This is a genomic window from Chloroflexota bacterium (assembly GCA_016219275.1).
Classification (GTDB): domain Bacteria; phylum Chloroflexota; class Anaerolineae; order UBA4142; family UBA4142; genus JACRBM01.
The window spans coordinates 1-15,721 of sequence record JACRBM010000014.1 but is presented as its reverse complement, the minus strand read 5'-3'; the positions used below and the strand labels follow the sequence as shown (position 1 = coordinate 15,721).

16 protein-coding genes and 1 pseudogene are annotated in these 15,721 nt (G+C 57.5%); 2 read left to right on the top strand and 15 right to left on the bottom strand.

The window, feature by feature from the left end; all coding sequences use genetic code 11:
- Positions 1-31 precede the first annotated feature (31 nt).
- Positions 32-874 carry a stage 0 sporulation protein gene (locus tag HY868_02105; GenBank protein ID MBI5300902.1) on the top strand — a complete coding sequence of 281 codons (843 nt, stop codon included), beginning with the start codon at positions 32-34 and terminating at the stop codon, positions 872-874.
- Positions 875-910: 36 nt separating this feature from the next.
- On the opposite strand, the gene HY868_02100 is transcribed toward HY868_02105, so the two are convergent.
- From HY868_02100 to HY868_02050, 11 genes and pseudogenes are all read right to left on the bottom strand, one after another.
- A complete protein-coding gene (locus tag HY868_02100) occupies positions 911-1,669 on the bottom strand; it encodes a hypothetical protein (protein MBI5300901.1) in 759 nt (252 codons plus the stop codon).
- 3 nt (positions 1,670-1,672) lie between these two features.
- Positions 1,673-2,440, bottom strand: coding sequence for a triose-phosphate isomerase (locus tag HY868_02095; protein ID MBI5300900.1), 768 nt, complete (start codon positions 2,438-2,440; stop codon positions 1,673-1,675).
- Between the two features lie 189 nt (positions 2,441-2,629).
- Positions 2,630-2,989, bottom strand: a complete 360-nt coding sequence (locus tag HY868_02090; GenBank protein ID MBI5300899.1) for a YtxH domain-containing protein — start codon at positions 2,987-2,989, stop codon at positions 2,630-2,632.
- Positions 2,990-3,048: 59 nt separating this feature from the next.
- Positions 3,049-3,321: a hypothetical protein gene (locus HY868_02085; protein ID MBI5300898.1), complete on the bottom strand. Its 273-nt coding sequence runs from the start codon at positions 3,319-3,321 to the stop codon at positions 3,049-3,051.
- Positions 3,322-3,487: 166 nt separating this feature from the next.
- Positions 3,488-4,312, bottom strand: a complete 825-nt coding sequence (locus tag HY868_02080) for an FAD binding domain-containing protein (protein ID MBI5300897.1) — start codon at positions 4,310-4,312, stop codon at positions 3,488-3,490.
- A gap of 260 nt (positions 4,313-4,572) precedes the next feature.
- Positions 4,573-5,571, bottom strand: a complete 999-nt coding sequence (locus HY868_02075) for an LLM class flavin-dependent oxidoreductase (GenBank protein ID MBI5300896.1) — start codon at positions 5,569-5,571, stop codon at positions 4,573-4,575.
- 91 nt (positions 5,572-5,662) lie between these two features.
- Positions 5,663-6,028: pseudogene (locus tag HY868_02070) on the bottom strand (GxxExxY protein).
- A 99-nt stretch (positions 6,029-6,127) separates the two neighbouring features.
- A complete protein-coding gene (gene asnS, locus HY868_02065; protein ID MBI5300895.1) occupies positions 6,128-7,426 on the bottom strand; it encodes an asparagine--tRNA ligase in 1,299 nt (432 codons plus the stop codon).
- A gap of 80 nt (positions 7,427-7,506) precedes the next feature.
- Positions 7,507-9,822, bottom strand: coding sequence for a transglutaminase domain-containing protein (locus HY868_02060; protein MBI5300894.1), 2,316 nt, complete (start codon positions 9,820-9,822; stop codon positions 7,507-7,509).
- 81 nt (positions 9,823-9,903) lie between these two features.
- The gene (locus tag HY868_02055; protein ID MBI5300893.1) at positions 9,904-11,058 is read right to left on the bottom strand and encodes a response regulator; all 1,155 of its coding nucleotides are present in this window, start codon (positions 11,056-11,058) and stop codon (positions 9,904-9,906) included.
- A gap of 243 nt (positions 11,059-11,301) precedes the next feature.
- Positions 11,302-11,820 carry a nuclear transport factor 2 family protein gene (locus HY868_02050; GenBank protein ID MBI5300892.1) on the bottom strand — a complete coding sequence of 173 codons (519 nt, stop codon included), beginning with the start codon at positions 11,818-11,820 and terminating at the stop codon, positions 11,302-11,304.
- 145 nt (positions 11,821-11,965) lie between these two features.
- On the opposite strand from HY868_02050, the gene HY868_02045 reads away from it, so the two are divergent.
- Positions 11,966-13,105 (top strand): glycosyltransferase family 4 protein, encoded by a 1,140-nt coding sequence (locus tag HY868_02045; protein ID MBI5300891.1) that lies wholly within the window; start codon positions 11,966-11,968, stop codon positions 13,103-13,105.
- On the opposite strand, the gene HY868_02040 is transcribed toward HY868_02045, so the two are convergent.
- From HY868_02040 to HY868_02025, 4 genes are read right to left on the bottom strand one after another with little or no spacing between them, the layout of a single operon-like run.
- The gene (locus HY868_02040) at positions 13,068-13,313 is read right to left on the bottom strand and encodes a hypothetical protein (GenBank protein MBI5300890.1); all 246 of its coding nucleotides are present in this window, start codon (positions 13,311-13,313) and stop codon (positions 13,068-13,070) included. The genes HY868_02045 and HY868_02040 overlap by 38 nt on opposite strands.
- A gap of 38 nt (positions 13,314-13,351) precedes the next feature.
- Positions 13,352-14,497, bottom strand: coding sequence for a tRNA 2-thiouridine(34) synthase MnmA (mnmA, locus tag HY868_02035; GenBank protein MBI5300889.1), 1,146 nt, complete (start codon positions 14,495-14,497; stop codon positions 13,352-13,354).
- Between the two features lie 42 nt (positions 14,498-14,539).
- Positions 14,540-15,298, bottom strand: coding sequence for a Fic family protein (locus HY868_02030; protein MBI5300888.1), 759 nt, complete (start codon positions 15,296-15,298; stop codon positions 14,540-14,542).
- Positions 15,299-15,303: 5 nt separating this feature from the next.
- Positions 15,304-15,549, bottom strand: coding sequence for a DUF4926 domain-containing protein (locus HY868_02025; protein MBI5300887.1), 246 nt, complete (start codon positions 15,547-15,549; stop codon positions 15,304-15,306).
- Positions 15,550-15,721 lie beyond the last annotated feature (172 nt).

The following is a 15,721-nucleotide window of genomic DNA, read 5'->3' as shown; positions in this document are numbered from 1 at the left end:
AGCAATTGACCACGCACATAGGAGCACGAAGATGAGTACACTCCAAATCGCTGGCGTGCGCGTAAAACGTCAGCCGCAAATAATGTATTACGACGCGACCGGATACCAAGACTTGCGCATCAACGAATTCGTCATCGTGGATACCGACAAGTGTCGCGAAGCCGCGCGCGTCGTCGCCACGCCGGGACAAATCAAGAATACGCCAGCCGGCACATCGCTGCGTCCGATTCTGCGCCGCGCGACCCCGCTCGATTTGTCGCAGTGGCAACAATTGCGCCTGCACGAAGACGAGGCGCTCGCACAATGCAAGTCGCAGATCGAAAAGCACCACTTGCCCATGCGCCTGCTCTCCGCCGAGTACAACTTTGACGGCAGTCACATCACATTTTATTTTACCGCCGAAGGACGCGTGGATTTTCGCGGACTTGTCAAAGACCTCGCCGCCTTGTTCACCGCGCGCGTCGAGTTGTGGCAGATCGGTCCCCGCGATCGCGCGCGTTTGATCGGCGGACTCGCGCCGTGCGGGCAAGAATTGTGCTGCGAAAAATTTTTGCCGGATTATCCAAAGTCAAGTATCAAGATGGCGAAAGATCAAGACTTGCCGCTCGGTCCGAACGCCGCCGCCGGCATTTGCGGCAGACCGATGTGCTGTCTCGCGTTCGAGCAAGGCGCGTATCAAGAAGCGAAAGGGAAAGTGCCGCGCCTCGGCGCGACAATTGATTGCGAACGCGGGCAAGGTCGCGTGATTGCGCGCAGTGTGTTGAAAGAAAGCGTCACCGTACAATTCGCCGATGGCACGAATGCGACGCTCACCGCGCAAGAGGTGCGCCAGGTCGGACGCGTGGAGCCGAGTGACGGGGACGACGACGAATAAAAAAACGGGGCAATCGCTGGATTGCCCCGTTTCATTTCAACGTCGCCGCGACACGCGAAATTCCATCCGCTTGCCGCTGAATCGTTCCACCACGCGCTCGAGTATCCACAACGTAAACGCGACCACGCCATTCACTGCGACCGCGACGCCCAGCGCGAGCGTCAGCCCGCTGACCATTTGCCGCGCGAACTGCACCAGGTCTGCCGGCACACGCGGCGTCCAACCCAGCAACGCAAACACAACCGCGCTCAAACCCAGGACGGTGATGACCGGTCCCCAGGGTTCGCGATCCGATTGGCTCGGAATCATCGCGGTGCTCACCGCAAAGATCAGATAGAGATCGAGCCAGGTCGTCCAATCGGACGCGTAATCCGCGACGCGATAAAACATCTGGGGCACAGTCAAGCCCGTCTCGGGCCACACGTCAAAGCCCCATCCGGCAATCGCCCAAATCGCGCCGATGCCGACGACGAACGGCGCAATACCGATCAAACTTTCGCGCAACGGATCGGTGCGTTCGATAACCACCGAACCGAGACTGATCTGATTGCCTTTGCTCTTCATCGGCTTGACGCCGAGGTGAATGCCGCTCGTGTTGACCAACAGAATTTTCGCGACGACATAGTGACTGAGTTCGTGCAAAAGAATGCCGGGCAAAAGCAAATAGAACAGTAGTTTGATCGCCCACCCGGAATTGCCGGTCAACATTACAACAAAACCCTGGATGTGGCGGTGCAACCACTGTTGCAGAAAAATCGTCAAGACGAGGACGACGATCAGCGCGACGATGGACATACGCTACGGACGCGCCGCCCGGCAAATCGTGATGAAATCTGCCGCGACCAGACTCGCGCCGCCGACGAGCGCGCCGTCAATGTCCGGCTGCGCGAAAAACTCGGCGACATTTTTCGCGTTGACGCTGCCGCCGTACTGCACGCGCACCGCTTGCGCGGTCGCTTCGTCGTACAACTCGGCGAGCGTACCGCGAATCGTCAAGCCGATGATCGCGTTCGCGCCCGCGCCGCTCGCGGCTTTGCCGGTGCCAATCGCCCAGATCGGTTCGTACGCGATGACGATGCCGCCCGCGGCGTCACGCGCGATATCCTTGAATGCCGCGCGCACCTGCGCGCCGACAACCGCTTGCGTTTGTCCCGCTTCGTTCTGCGCGAGGTTTTCGCCGACGCATACGATCGGCTTGAGATGATGTGCGAGCGCGGCTTGGACTTTGGCGTTCACGCTTTCATCGGTTTCGCCAAAAAATTGGCGGCGTTCCGAGTGACCGATGATCACGTAATCGCACACTTCGTTCAACATCGCCGGCGCGATTTCGCCGGTGTACGCGCCGCTCGCTTTCCAATGCAAGTTCTGTGCGCCCGTGCGAATCGGCGTCCCTTTCACGAGCGCCGCGACCTCCGGAATCGCGATGAACGGCGGGCATAGGACGATTTCGACTTTGCCATCCGCGGCAAGCCGTGATAATTCATCGCGCATCGCGTTGACGAGTTCGCGCGCCTCGGCGATCGTCTTGTTCATTTTCCAGTTACCGGCAACGATCGGTGTTCGCATTGAGACCTCCAGTGAGTCAGTGAGTCAGTGAACAGTAAATACTAAACAGTGAACGGTGAACAGTGAGCAGTGAATAATCTGGCGACTGTTGACTGTTGACTGCTCACTGATTATAGCATTGCCTCTTGAAAAACAAAAAAAACGGACAAACCGTGCGACACAGTTTGCCCGTTGCAAAATTCATGCGATTTACGCCGGTGCGGAGGGCGCGCGTTTCGCTTTTTCTTCTTCGAGCCGCGCCATCAACTCGTCGCGCTTTTTCGCAGCGGCTTCCTTGCCCTCGTCAATCGCCTGTTGCAGACGCGTGCGTTGCTCTTCGAGCACGATGCGGCTGCGTTCCTGCGCTTCGCTCGCGAGCATTTCGGCGCGTTGCCGCGCGCGTTCACTCGTCTCGGTCGCGCGGCTGCGCAGTTCGATACTGCGCTCGCGAATTTGGTCGCGCGTTTCTTCACCGGACTGCGGGGCAAGCAGTAACGCCACAGCCGCGCCAACCACCGTGCCCAGCAAAAAGCCCGTTAGAAATTCCCATCCTCGACTGTCGTTCGACATTGGTCTACTCCCTCCTCCCTGTACGGGAAATGTGATCTCCGCGAGCGCGTTCGTTGGACTCAGCGTCGCATCAAGATACGCAACGCCTGCATCACGCCCGAAGCGAACCCAGATACGCGCACGACCGGGTTCACCAGGTTTTCACTCACGAACACCGTCGTACCGCGCACGGTGCGCGCCGTCTCGTCGGCGGATTCCAGGATCGGCTTGATCTCTTCGCGCAAGAGTTTCGCGAGATTGCGAACTTCCCACACGAGCACGATGAGCACGACGCCGACGATCAACGATTCGACGGCTAACAAAATAATGGCAAGATCGCGGACAAATGCCACAGTCCAACCTCGCTTTCGAACGGGATTATAACATAGTTTGAAAGTGCGCGCAACGCGTCATCGCGATTTGGGTATGCGTCAAGTTTTTGGGTGGTGAAAAAACCTTACGCAGGTTGAACGGCAATCATATTTGATTTGTCGTCAAAACCTTCGCAATGCTTCTCCTCTACTCGGAACGTACCAGGTCTTGGAACGCGCGGCACGCGAGCACACGCGCCATCTCGCGGCGATATTCGACGCTCCCGCGATAATCGCCGCGTGGCGACAGCCCTTCCGCCGCGAGTTTCGCCGCGTCCTGAATGCGCGCGTCGTCGAGCGATTGTCCTTCGAGCGCGTGCTCCATCGCGCGCGCGCGCGTCGCAATGGCGCCAACACCACCCAGGACGATGCGCGTATCGCGCACGACGCCGTTCTCGATGCGCGCCGCCGCGACCGCACTGACAATCGGCTTGTCGCTTGGCGTGCGCGCGACGATGTGCAATGCCGCGCGCGGATTCGTCATCGGCACGGTGATCTCGGTGACGAGCGCCATCATCAAAAGATGTTCGCGCATCGCAAGAAAATCCGCGAACGAAACGGTGCGCGATTCTTTCCGAACGATGATTACCTGGGCATCCAGTGCGAGCAGCGTAACCGCGAGTATTCCATCCGGTTCGCTGATGATCGTCCCGGCAAGTGTCGCCTGATTTCGTAAAATACTCGACGTACTGCGATGCGCGGCTTGCGCGATCACGCCGTTCGCTAGCGCGAGAAGAATCGGCGATTCGTCGAGCGCCGCGAGCGTCGTCGTCGCGCCGAGCGCGATCGCGCCGGATGATTCGCAGATGTACGCGAGACCGAGCGCGCTCAGGTCAACCACCGCGCGCACATCGCGCCGTTGCTCCGCGATCAATTGCGAGCCACCGGCAAGCGCGACCATATCGGGTTGTTGCAACAACGTCAGCGCGTCTTGAAGCGTAGTCGGTTTGTGAATCTGTTGGAGATTGAGCATGGTTATTCAAAATCCCTAACGCATTTCTGATGCTTTGAACATTGACGCGAAAATTTTATCGTGATATTATTCACAATAGATGGATGGTAAAGCTTGCCATCGGGAGGCGCTCGATGAACGAGACAACTCTGGTTTTCGCCTTGTTCGGCTATATTTTCGGCTTGCTTACCGCGATGGCAATCCTCGCGCCCAAACACTCCTAGTACAGCCGCGAGCCAATATGTTCTTATCTGTCTACTGGCGACTGTCTACTGTTGACTCTACTTCTGTGCGAACGTATCAATCATCAATTTCACGTCGTCGCCGAGCGGATACAGAATCGGGCACGTGCACCCGTTTTGCCGGTACTGGTTCACTTTTTTGCGAACCTCGTCCGGTGTGCCGCTCGCGGTGATGCGTTCGATCAAGTCATCTGGCACGAATTGCATCGCTTCGTGAATCTGTTCTTTCGTCGCGGGCCATCCCAGGATACTCTGGATTTTTTTGACCGTTTCTTCCGGCGTGCCGCTCGCTTTCGCGATGTGCGGTTGTTGCGCGAGATACTGGGTCAACAATTCCTTCGCGGCTTGGACTGCGCGCTTGTGATCCGGGTCTACCGAGCACACGACGAGTTGCGGACGGTCCAGGTCGTCCAATTTTCGTCCAGCTTTTTTCGCGCCGATCTCTAAATGCTTTAACGCTTCGAGGTTGTACTCGGGCGGTACGCAGTAATTCAGCACCACGCCGTCGGCGATTTCGCCGGTCAATTGCATCATCGCGTCACCGGTCGCGCCGATCATGATCGCGACGTTGCGCGGCTCGCGGCGTCCGTGCACCACATCGAGTTCGATGCCGTTGACTTTGTGGAATTCGCCGTTGAACGTGACGCGTTTCAGCGCGAGCAATTCGCGCATCACCATCACGGTCTCGCGCATCGCGAGCAAGGGTTTGCGTCGCTCGATGCCAACGTTTTTCGCGAGCGGATCCCACCACGCGCCAATACCGCAAATGATGCGATTCGGCGCGAGGTCGTCGAGCGTGAGGAACGTCGCGGCGAGCAAACCGATATTGCGCGTCCAGTTGTTGATGACGCCGCTACCCACTTTGATTTTCGATGTGACTGCGGCGAATGCCGCCATCGGGACGATTGCATCGCGCACCAAACGCGATTCCGCTTGCCACACCGCTTCAAAGCCGCGTTGCTCTGCATATTTGACGTACTCCATCCCCTCACGAATTTCGTGCTTGTCCTGCAAATACATTGCGACACGCTCAGCCATGTTGCTCCTTTTCGTTATTATCCGCGAATTTCACGAATTAACGCGAATAGAAAAACTTGACGGACTGTTACAATTTACAGATCCGGGGAACTCAGTCAAAATCATTCTTCTTGTCTCTTCTTCCAACCATTTGCGTTTTGACCATTCGCTTCCACTCCAAACTCGGTGCGCCGAAATTGATCAATACTCCAACTTCTAATCCTGTCGCTTTCAGATAGTATAGCAGTTGGCTTTCCTCTTTCGAAGTCAGATGGTCAAGCGCCTTGATTTCAACGACAATACTGCTGTAGCCCAAAAAGTCAACCGCATAAGATTTTTTCAGCCGATGACTCTTGTAATAAATGGTAAGTTCCTTTTGCGATTCAAAAGGGATGCCTTTCAATGCAAACTCGATTTCCAGAGCTTATTGGTAAATCGCCTCTAGAAATCCCGCGCCCAAATCCTTGTGAACCTCCATTGCCGCGCCTACAATCGCGTAAACTTCTTCCTTGAGAAGCAACCTGACCACTATGCCTCCTTGCAGAATTCATTCGCGAAAATTCGCGTAATTCGTGGATCAAGGATAAATCTTCTCCAGCATCCTGGGATACGGAATCGTCTCGCGCACGTGATCGAGTTTGCAGACCCAGGCAACCGTGCGTTCGATGCCGAGACCGAAACCCGAGTGCGGCACCGTGCCGTACTTGCGAAGATCGAGATACCACTCGTACGATTCGCGCGGCAGTTTGTGTTTTTCGATTTGCTGTTCGAGATGCACGAGATCGGCAGAGCGTTCGCCGCCGCCGATGATTTCGCCGTACCCTTCGGGCGCGAGCAAATCCGCGCCGAGCACGACCTTGGAATTTTCCGGATCCGGTTTCATGTAGAATGCTTTGATTTCCGCCGGATAGCGATGCACAAACACCGGCTTGTCGAACTGCTCGCTGATGACCGTCTCGTGCGGCGCGCCAAAATCATCGCCCCACTGGAAATCGGCGAAACCGTTCTTGTGCAAAATCTCGACCGCGTCGGTGTACGAAATTTTCGGAAACGGCGGCGTGACCTTTTCGAGTTTGTTCGTGTCGCGCTCGAGCATTTTCAATTCGTCCGCGCGTTCCTTCAAAATCGTTTGCACGATGTACGAAACGAATTCTTCGCCGACGCGCATGTAATCGTCGAGCGTGCCGTACGCCCATTCCGGTTCGACCATCCAGAACTCGGTGAGGTGACGCCGCGTTTTCGATTTCTCCGCGCGGAACGTCGGACCGAAACAGTACACCTTGCCGAACGCGGCGGCGTCCGCTTCGTTGTACAATTGTCCGCTCTGCGTGAGAAACGCGGGCGTGCCGAAATAATCCGTGCCGAACAAGGTCGTCGTACCTTCGACTGCGGCAGGCGTGAGGATCGGCGTGTCCACGAGCAGGAATCCATCGTTGTCGAGCCAATCGCGAATCGCCTTGATGATGCGCGCGCGAATTCGCAGAATCGCGTATTGGCGCGGCGAGCGCAACCACAGGTGCCGATTCGCCATCAAGAATTCGACGCCGTGATCTTTGGGCGTGATCGGATAATCGTTCGCGTATTGCAAGACCTGCAAATCCTTGACCGACAATTCGTATCCGCCCGGCGCGCGCGGCTCGGCGCGTGGAACGCCGGTAATGATGAGCGACGATTCCTGGGTCAGTTTTTTGGTCGCCTCGAATGCCTCGGGTGAAATTTCTTTTTGGAACACGACGGCTTGAATAAACCCGGTGCCATCGCGAAACCGGAGAAATTGCAGACGCCCTTTGTCGGTGCGATCCGCGAGCCAGCCCTTGAGCGTCACTTCTTTGCCGACATGCGCGGCGATGTTTTGGATGTAGATGTGTTCAGCCATGTTGCCTCGTTTTCGATTTCTGATTTAGGATTTATGCTTGGCGTTCCCTGACGTATTATACTCGAATTACCGCGCAGTAACTAACCGTCATCCTGGTTGTCAGTTTTGCGCGCATCAAATCGCGTCCGCATTGCGACGAACGGCGCGCGTACGCGCGCACCCACACGCGCAGTAAACGCGCCGAGCCACTGCGCGCGAATCGCGTTCCACGCGACGCCGAGCGCCGCGCAATCGTGCGCATCAAGTTGCTGCGCGGCGTACCGCTCGCGCGTGTAAAACTCGGCGACGCGTTCCGCCGCGGCGCGCGCGTCCGGCATCGCGTTGCCCAGCGCACGCGCGCGTTCGAGCGGCGTCGCGTACGTTTGTTCGCGCACGCCGAGCCAGCGCGCGCGATTGAGCATCGTTTCGTACACCCGTGCGGCAGGAGCGAGTTGCGCCAACCAACGCGCGCGCCTCAGCCACATCACGCCGAGCGCGCCCAGCGCGAGCAACCCCGCAAGTCCGCCGCCGATCAATACGAGCACGCCGGGACCGGGTAATTCAAATCCACCCGGATTCGCGCGCGACTCACCATATTGCCCCCGGTCCTCTTCCTCAAAATCGCCGCGATTGAACCGGCGTCGCGACAACAAATTCTCGTCCAGGTTCGGCGCTGATTCAGAGTCGGGATAGACCGGACGATCAATCAGGGGTTGGCTCGCGGTCGGTTCGAATTCGATCCAGCCGTACGCCGGAAAATACAACTCGGGCCACGAGTGCGCGTTCGATTCGACGACGTGAAACGCGCCATCGTGGTACTCGCCGAGCGAATAGCCGGACGCGACGCGCGCCGGAATTCCGAGCGCGCGTGCGAGCACCGCCATCGCGGACGCGTAATAGTTGCAGTACCCTTCGGGACGCTCGAATAACAAATAATCCACCGCATCGCGGTTGGGGGGCGGCGCGCTCACGTTTTCGTTGTAGCGAATGCGCCGGCGCAAATACGTTTCGAGCGCGGCGGCTTTGTCGTACGGGTTCGTGTACGAGATGGTGATCGTTTGCGCGAGCGCGCGCACACGCGCCGGCATATCGTCCGGCAACTGCAGGTACGTCGCGCTGATCCAGCGCGAGTAATCCACCGAATCGCGGCGCAAGGATTTTTCGTCCGCGACGCTGATCGCGGACACGGCGGTGTACGTATCGCCCTCGCGAATCATCTTGCGCGCGCGGACGAGCGCGACATCCATCAGCGCGGCATCGGGTTCCGACTCGGGCGGTTGCGCGAAACGAATTTCGGTGGGCACGCTGAAACGCAAAGGTTGCGCGGCGGCGACGAGCAGGTTTTGATCCGGCAAATAAACTTTGACGGTCTGGGTAACCTCGACGCGCAACGACCCAGCCAACGTAACCAAGCGCGAATCATTTGCGTTGAGCGTGACGGCATCGAGGTGCGTGTTCATCCAGCCGACGCTGATGTACCGATCGTACACCGCGGCACGCCAGTACCGCCCATAGTTCGTTTGCACATCCATCACCGAGCGTTGTCCCAGTTTGACCGGTCCGCCCATGCTCAACGTGGTGCCGTAGAAACTGGTGGGCGATTGCCGGACGCCGCCGCGCAACGCGCTAAAGACGCGGCTGAATTCTTCTTCGACGCCTTGCCAGGGACCTTGCAACGGATCGAGCAACGCGAGCCACGAAGGACCGGGCGCGGTCGGCGGCACGACCCAGGCAAGCATAATCAGCAACAACGAAAACGCGACGCCGTACGTGAGGAAATCGAAACTGATGTCGGGCGCGTAACCGATGGATTCGCGCCGCCACACGCGTTCCATCGCATGCAGATTGAGTCGCACGATCAAGAGGAGCGCGCTCGTGACGAACAAACCAAAGTACAATCCGCTTTGCGGCGCGGAATAAAAAAGATTCAGCGTGATCGCCGCCCCGGCGGGCAGGATCGCGCCCCACACTTGATGGCGGCGATAGATATACCACGCGGCAAAATAAGCCATCACCCACACGAGCAGCGCGAGTTGAATGACAAAGATCAAACCGTCCGAACTCGTGCCGCCGGCGATAACCTTGTACGTCCACACGAGCACACGCTCTTGCAAGACGATGTACTTTTCTTCCAGGGTGAGTGCGCGCGGCAACAGCAGACCGACGATGAGACCGGTCACCGGCGCGGCGAGCAGGAGCATCACGAGGTGCGCGAGCCAGCCGCGCAGGCGCGTCCTGGCGAGCGCGAATCCGCACGCGACGCCGGCGAACGCCGACCACGCGAGCACGCCCAGCCCATCGGTCCAATCCGCCGCCACCACCGAGCCGGTCACACTGAGCAGCATCAACACGAGGAGGACGAACGTACTGATCCCTTCCGGGATTTTGATTTCTTCATGCGCCGAGATTTGCGACATGGCAAAAGATTATCACGCGGGCAAGATTTTGTCAACGCAAAAAAAGACCCGCCGGGTTTGGATCACCCGGCGGGTTTGCGTTTATTTGCCATTTTTTAACTGCTCCCGGGCAGTCTGCGCGATTTGGCGAAACATCGCGCTGGCGGCATGATCTGGAAATTTTTCCATGAACGGCACCGCCGCGTTGATCGCCATCGTCATGTATTCGGCGACGTACGGAATCGTCGCGTTCACCTTCATGCTGAGTTCGCGCTCGATGTCTTCGGTCGTCGTCCACACGCGCCCGACCGTGCGGTTGTTGATGAGAAAGATTTGTTGCTGCGCCACGTCCCGCGAAATCATATAGTCCATCATCACCTTGGCGCCTTTGAGCGTCGCGATGTCCGGCGTCACGATCAAAAAGATGCGGTCGGACATTTCAATCACGGGGAGCGAAATGCGCGAGAGCGTTCTGCCAAAATCCACGAGGATGTAATCGAACATGCCGCGCAACGTTTGGAAAAGCGGGACGATGTGGCTCACGTTCAATTCGGTGGATTCCTGGGGATCGTGCGCGCCAAGCAACACGCGAAAGCCCCACTTGAGCGGAAGTGAAACGGCTTTATCAATCAGCGCGCGATCCACCGGATCGGTCATTTCCTGGGTCACGCGCGCGACCGTGCGCCGCGATTCGCACCCCAGCGACAAGCCAACCGTACCAAGCGGCAAGACCATGTCCACCACCAAGATGCGCGAATTGGGATCGAGTTGGGCGAGGGCAAACGCGATATTGACGCAGATCGAGGTCGCGCCCGTGCCGCCTTTGGAACTGCAGAACGATAGTAGACGACCTTGTTTGGCTTGCGCTTCGACCGCGGGCTTGCGCGGGTGCGCGAGGTGTCCTCGAATTTTTCCGATCAATTCCACATCCGCACCCGGACGCTTACCAACATAATCGTCCGCGCCCGCTTCGAGACCTGCCAGAATATCCGCCGGTTGATTTTTCCGACTGAGGATCATCATCCAGGGGGGAATCATTGGCGGATTTTTGATGACACGGCGCAGGAACTCCAAGCCGTCGAGATCCGGCAAGGCGACTTCGAAAACGACGACGGTCGGCGCGCGCTCCTCGATTTGGCTCAAGGCGTCTTGCGCGGCGTTAGCGGTCGCGACGTCGAATCCTTCGTTTTCTAATTTGGACTTGAGCCAGGTGAGAGTTGCTAGGTCATTATCTACCAGCAGGATTTTTGCGGGCATACCCACATTCTTTCCAGGCATGATTTAGATCGTTCACACCGCAAAAATTATAACATGCCCTATTCGAACGCGCAATAAGGCAAAGGGCTAACAACAGGTACTATCAGGTCGCGCCAGTCCATCATTTCGAAAAGTCATCCCAGGGAAAACCGCTCGTCGCAATGACCATGCCAGCGCGCTGCGGTTAACAATGACAAACGGCTCGCCGCGTGTACGCGGCGAGCCGTTCGGAATTAGATTGATCTACTTGGGCGCTAGTCCAAACGTGAGACTCGTGATTCGCCATCTGCCATCAATCTTACGAAAGGTCCACTTGTCATTGTCTTTGGCGTTCGTCACGCCGATCTTGGTGTCGGCAATCGCGCTCGCGGTATCGCCGGTCATCGTAATACGGATGTTCGGATGTTCCGCCGCCGGCGGATTCGACGGAAAAACAATGTTGACGTAGCGATCCCGCAACGCCGACCAATTCTTCCAGGTCTTGTCGTCACTCGGATTGTCCGGCGTTCGGTTCGCGTCGGTCACGACGCCATCGGTCGCCCAAATGTCTTGCAGCCGATTGATTTCTTGCTGCACGACGGCTTCACCTTCGGCATTGATCAATTGCTTGATCGCCTCTTCATCATTCGCCGGCGCCGGCGTTGCGGTACGCGTGCGTTGCACCGGGGGACTACCAACTGGCGGGGGCGGGGGCGGGGTACCATCACAACCTACTGCTGTGGCAAGCAACACCACGGCGGCGATCAACAACAACTTGCGCATTCAAAAACCTCCTCACTCTTCGCGGAAATTGACGGGCGCAATCATAACACGATTCGGAAAAAAGTCAAAAAATACCGGGGGCTGGGTTTGGAGTAGCACTCGCCCCATGCTATAATCGCGCTCCCAATATGACAGAGGTGCAGAAATGAAAATCGCCTGGTTTGGACACGTCCCCTATCCGCGTGGCAATGGGTTGGTCACCTATTCGCGCGAATTGCCCGCCGGTCTGCGGCGGCGTCAACATGAGGTCGTCTTCTTTTATCACGATAGCCGCGAGCGTGGTCCCGGGCGCGACGGGCACAGCATTCGCCTCAACGCGATCAACGTGTTCGACCGTATGGCGATTTCGGTGATGCGCGCCCGGCGCACAATCGAAGAAACGCTCGTGCGCGAACCCTTCGACGCCGCGCACGTGTCGCTGTCGTTTTCGCAACTGGATTACACCTTGCCGGAAATTTGTCGCGCCGCGAACGTGCCGCTCATCGGCACCGTGCACTTTCCCTTCGGTCCGCGCACGACATTGTGGGGTCAAGCCGCGCGTTTGTTTTATCGCTCGTACGCGCCGGCGCTCCGCGAGTACGATGCCGTCATCGTGTTCTCCGATTCGCAAGCCGCGATCTTTCGCGAGTACGGCGTGCCCGCCGAAAAACTGCGCGTGATTCCGAACGGCGTAGACACGGCAACGTACGAACCCAGCGCAAGCGATTACAAAGAACACATCGGGGCGTCACTGCTTGTCACGTACATCGGACGCGTCGATCCGGAAAAAAATGTCGGCGACCTTGCCGCGGCGTTCGACTCGCTCGATTTATCGCCGGACTATAAACTCGTCGTCGTGGGCAACGGGACCGAACTGCCGCGGTTGCGCGCCAAGTACAAACATCATCCACGCATCCATTTCACCGGCTACATCGGCGATGTGAACGAACGCTTGAGTATTTTGCGCGCCGCCGATATTTTCGTCTTGCCGTCGGCGATTGAGGGATTATCCCTCGCGTTATTGGAAGCGATGGCAGTGGGAAAAGCGATCATCGCGACGGACGTGGGCGCGGATGCGGAGGTCTTGCGGGGAGCCGGCATCGTGATTGATTTCAATCAACGGCAAGCGCAACTGCCGGCAATGTTGCGCACGTTGATCGAGTATCCGGATTTTCGCCGCGACCTGGCAACGCGCGCGCGGCAACGCGCGGTAGAACAGTACTCGCTCGAAACCAACATTGATCGCGTCGTGGACTTGTATCGCGAACTCAACGCCACCATGCGCGCGCGGCAAACAGCGAAGTAAAACTCACCAAAGTGCCCTCGACAATTCGCAGTTCGCCGATGTTCGCGATACCCAGTCCCAGCATTCCCGCGATGAAATGTCCCGCGCCAAATCCCACGAGCGCGACGAGCCAGTAGCCGATCAAACGCAGCCGTCCGTGTCCAACGACGACGTAGAACACGAGACCGTACAGACTAGCGATGACCGAACCCAAAACCAGTAATGCCATTTTGGAATGCGCCAGTTTCCCAATTGCCAATGCGCCAACTATTTTGGTTCATTGGTTGATTGAATGATCCCGCCACCCAAACACACATCGCCGTCGTACAGCACAACCGCTTGCCCCGGCGTAATATCGCGCAGAGGTTCGTCGAACCGAACGTGCGCGCGCATTTCAGCAAGCGAACGAACCGTCGCGGGTACGTCAACCGCGCGGTAACGAATCTTTGCCGTGACGCGAATCTCTGCGCGCGGCGGCTCACCCGCGATCCAATTCATTTGCTCCGCGATCAACTCGCGCTTGCCTAGTTCCTCCGCGCGCCCGACTACAACGCGACGATTCGCCACGTCGAGCGCGACGACGAACAGCGGTTCACCAAGCGCGAGACCCAGCCCTTTGCGCTGCCCAATCGTGTACAGCGCGATTCCCTCGTGATGACCCAGGACATTCCCGCGCGTGTCTACAATCTCACCGGGCACGAGCGCGCTTGCGCCTTTCGGCGTATTGCGCCGCAAGAAATTCCGGTACTCGCCATCCGCGATGAAACACAAATCCTGGCTCTCGTGTTTCTCCGCGACACGCAGACCAAATCGCCGCGCCAGCGCGCGTGTTTCGTCCTTGGTGTACTCGCCGAGCGGAAACATCACGTGAGCCAGTTGTGCCTGATTCAACATACTCAACGCGTACGCCTGGTCTTTTTTCGGATCCACGCCGCGCCACAACTCGACCATGCCATCGCGTTCGCGTACGCGCGCGTAATGTCCGGTCGCGAGAAAATCCGCGCCGAACGCGCGCGCCTTGTCGAGGAGAATGCCGAACTTGATTTGGCGATTGCATTGCAAGCACGGATTCGGCGTGACGCCGCGCGCGTACCCATCGAGAAAATAATCCACGACGTGGGTTTTGAAATCGGCTTCGTAGTTGAGCAAGTAAAACGGAATGCCCAGTGTTTGGCACACGCCGCGCGCATCGGCGACGGCTTCGGGCGAGCAGCAACGGTTGTTACCCCCATCCCCTACCCCTGCCCCCGTTCCCGAACCAACTGCGTTCGGAAACAGGAGCAGAGGAGAGGATTCTGCCCACAAGCGCATCATCATGCCAATGACAGTATAACCGCGCTCGACGAGGAGCGCGGCGACAGTCGAACTATCTACGCCGCCGCTCATCGCGACGACGACGGTTGGAGTGTTCATTTTCGATTTCTGGTTTCTGATTTGCGATTGGTGACGTACAATTCACACATCATGTTTCGGTAGCGCGTCCAGGTACACATCTACCGAGCGCTCAACCGCATCCGCAATCAAGGCGACAAAATCACGTGAGTCGCCGGCGTGTGCTTGCTCCAGAGACGCATAGTATCTTTGGCGATCCGTCATTCTGACTACAGTCGGCGGAAATCCCGCGCGCATCAAAATCAGATTCATCAACAAACGCGCCGTGCGTCCGTTGCCATCTACGAACGGATGGATATCCACGAGTTTGAAATGCGCGAGCGCGGCGTATTCGACTGGGTGCAATCTCTTGGTTTCATCCTGGTTCAGCCATCGCGCGAAATCGTACATCAAACTAGGCACGCTCCCGGCATCGGGCGGCACAAAATCAGAACCGGCGATTCGCACATTAACGCGGCGATAAGCGCCGGCGTTGTCGTCGTCAATTGTTCGCAGGATCAAATTGTGCATCTGGCGAATCGTCATCTCGGTGATTGGCTCGCGCGTGTCGGCGAGTCCTTGCACGAAATCAATCGCGTGGCTGTGATTGATCACTTCGAGATGCTCGCGCAGTGACTTGCCGCCGATAGTCACGCCGTCCAACAAAATTGCGCGCGTCTCCGAAAGTGTGATGCTCGACCCTTCAATCGCGTTCGAGTTATAGGTCCAATCCACGCGAAAATATTCTTCGAGTTTCGCGACGATGGAGGACGGCACCGGGCGATGCGCGTTCACACGCGCTTTTTTTTCAGTTAGCCGCGCAAGATTTTGAGGCGCTTGCATTTCATCTATGCCGTGATTGGTTCCGTTCGCGCCGCGAGCCGGTCAGCGTGAGTTGGCGCGCGTAGCCAACTTGCAGGCACGGTCAGAACCGCAACCGTGTTTCCAAGCATATCGAAAAATTCGACGCTATAGCCAGGTTCTTGATTCGGGACATTGTGTCGCTCAACAACTGTTCCCACATCACCAGCACGCAAATTATCTGCAGGTATGTCACGAACAAGTATCACATCGTTATAAAGTTGATGATCCATATCTCATCCTCCTAATCCGGAAACAGGGTAATTGCTGACCGTCAGCGCATGGCTGACCATTGAATGTTCATCCGTACCGCCAGCGCATTCCTGACAGAAAGTGTGTAGCAACCGCCAGCGGTGGATAATCAAGTGACGGTTACTTTTTCAAGAAAGGATAGGGCCAGCGTTT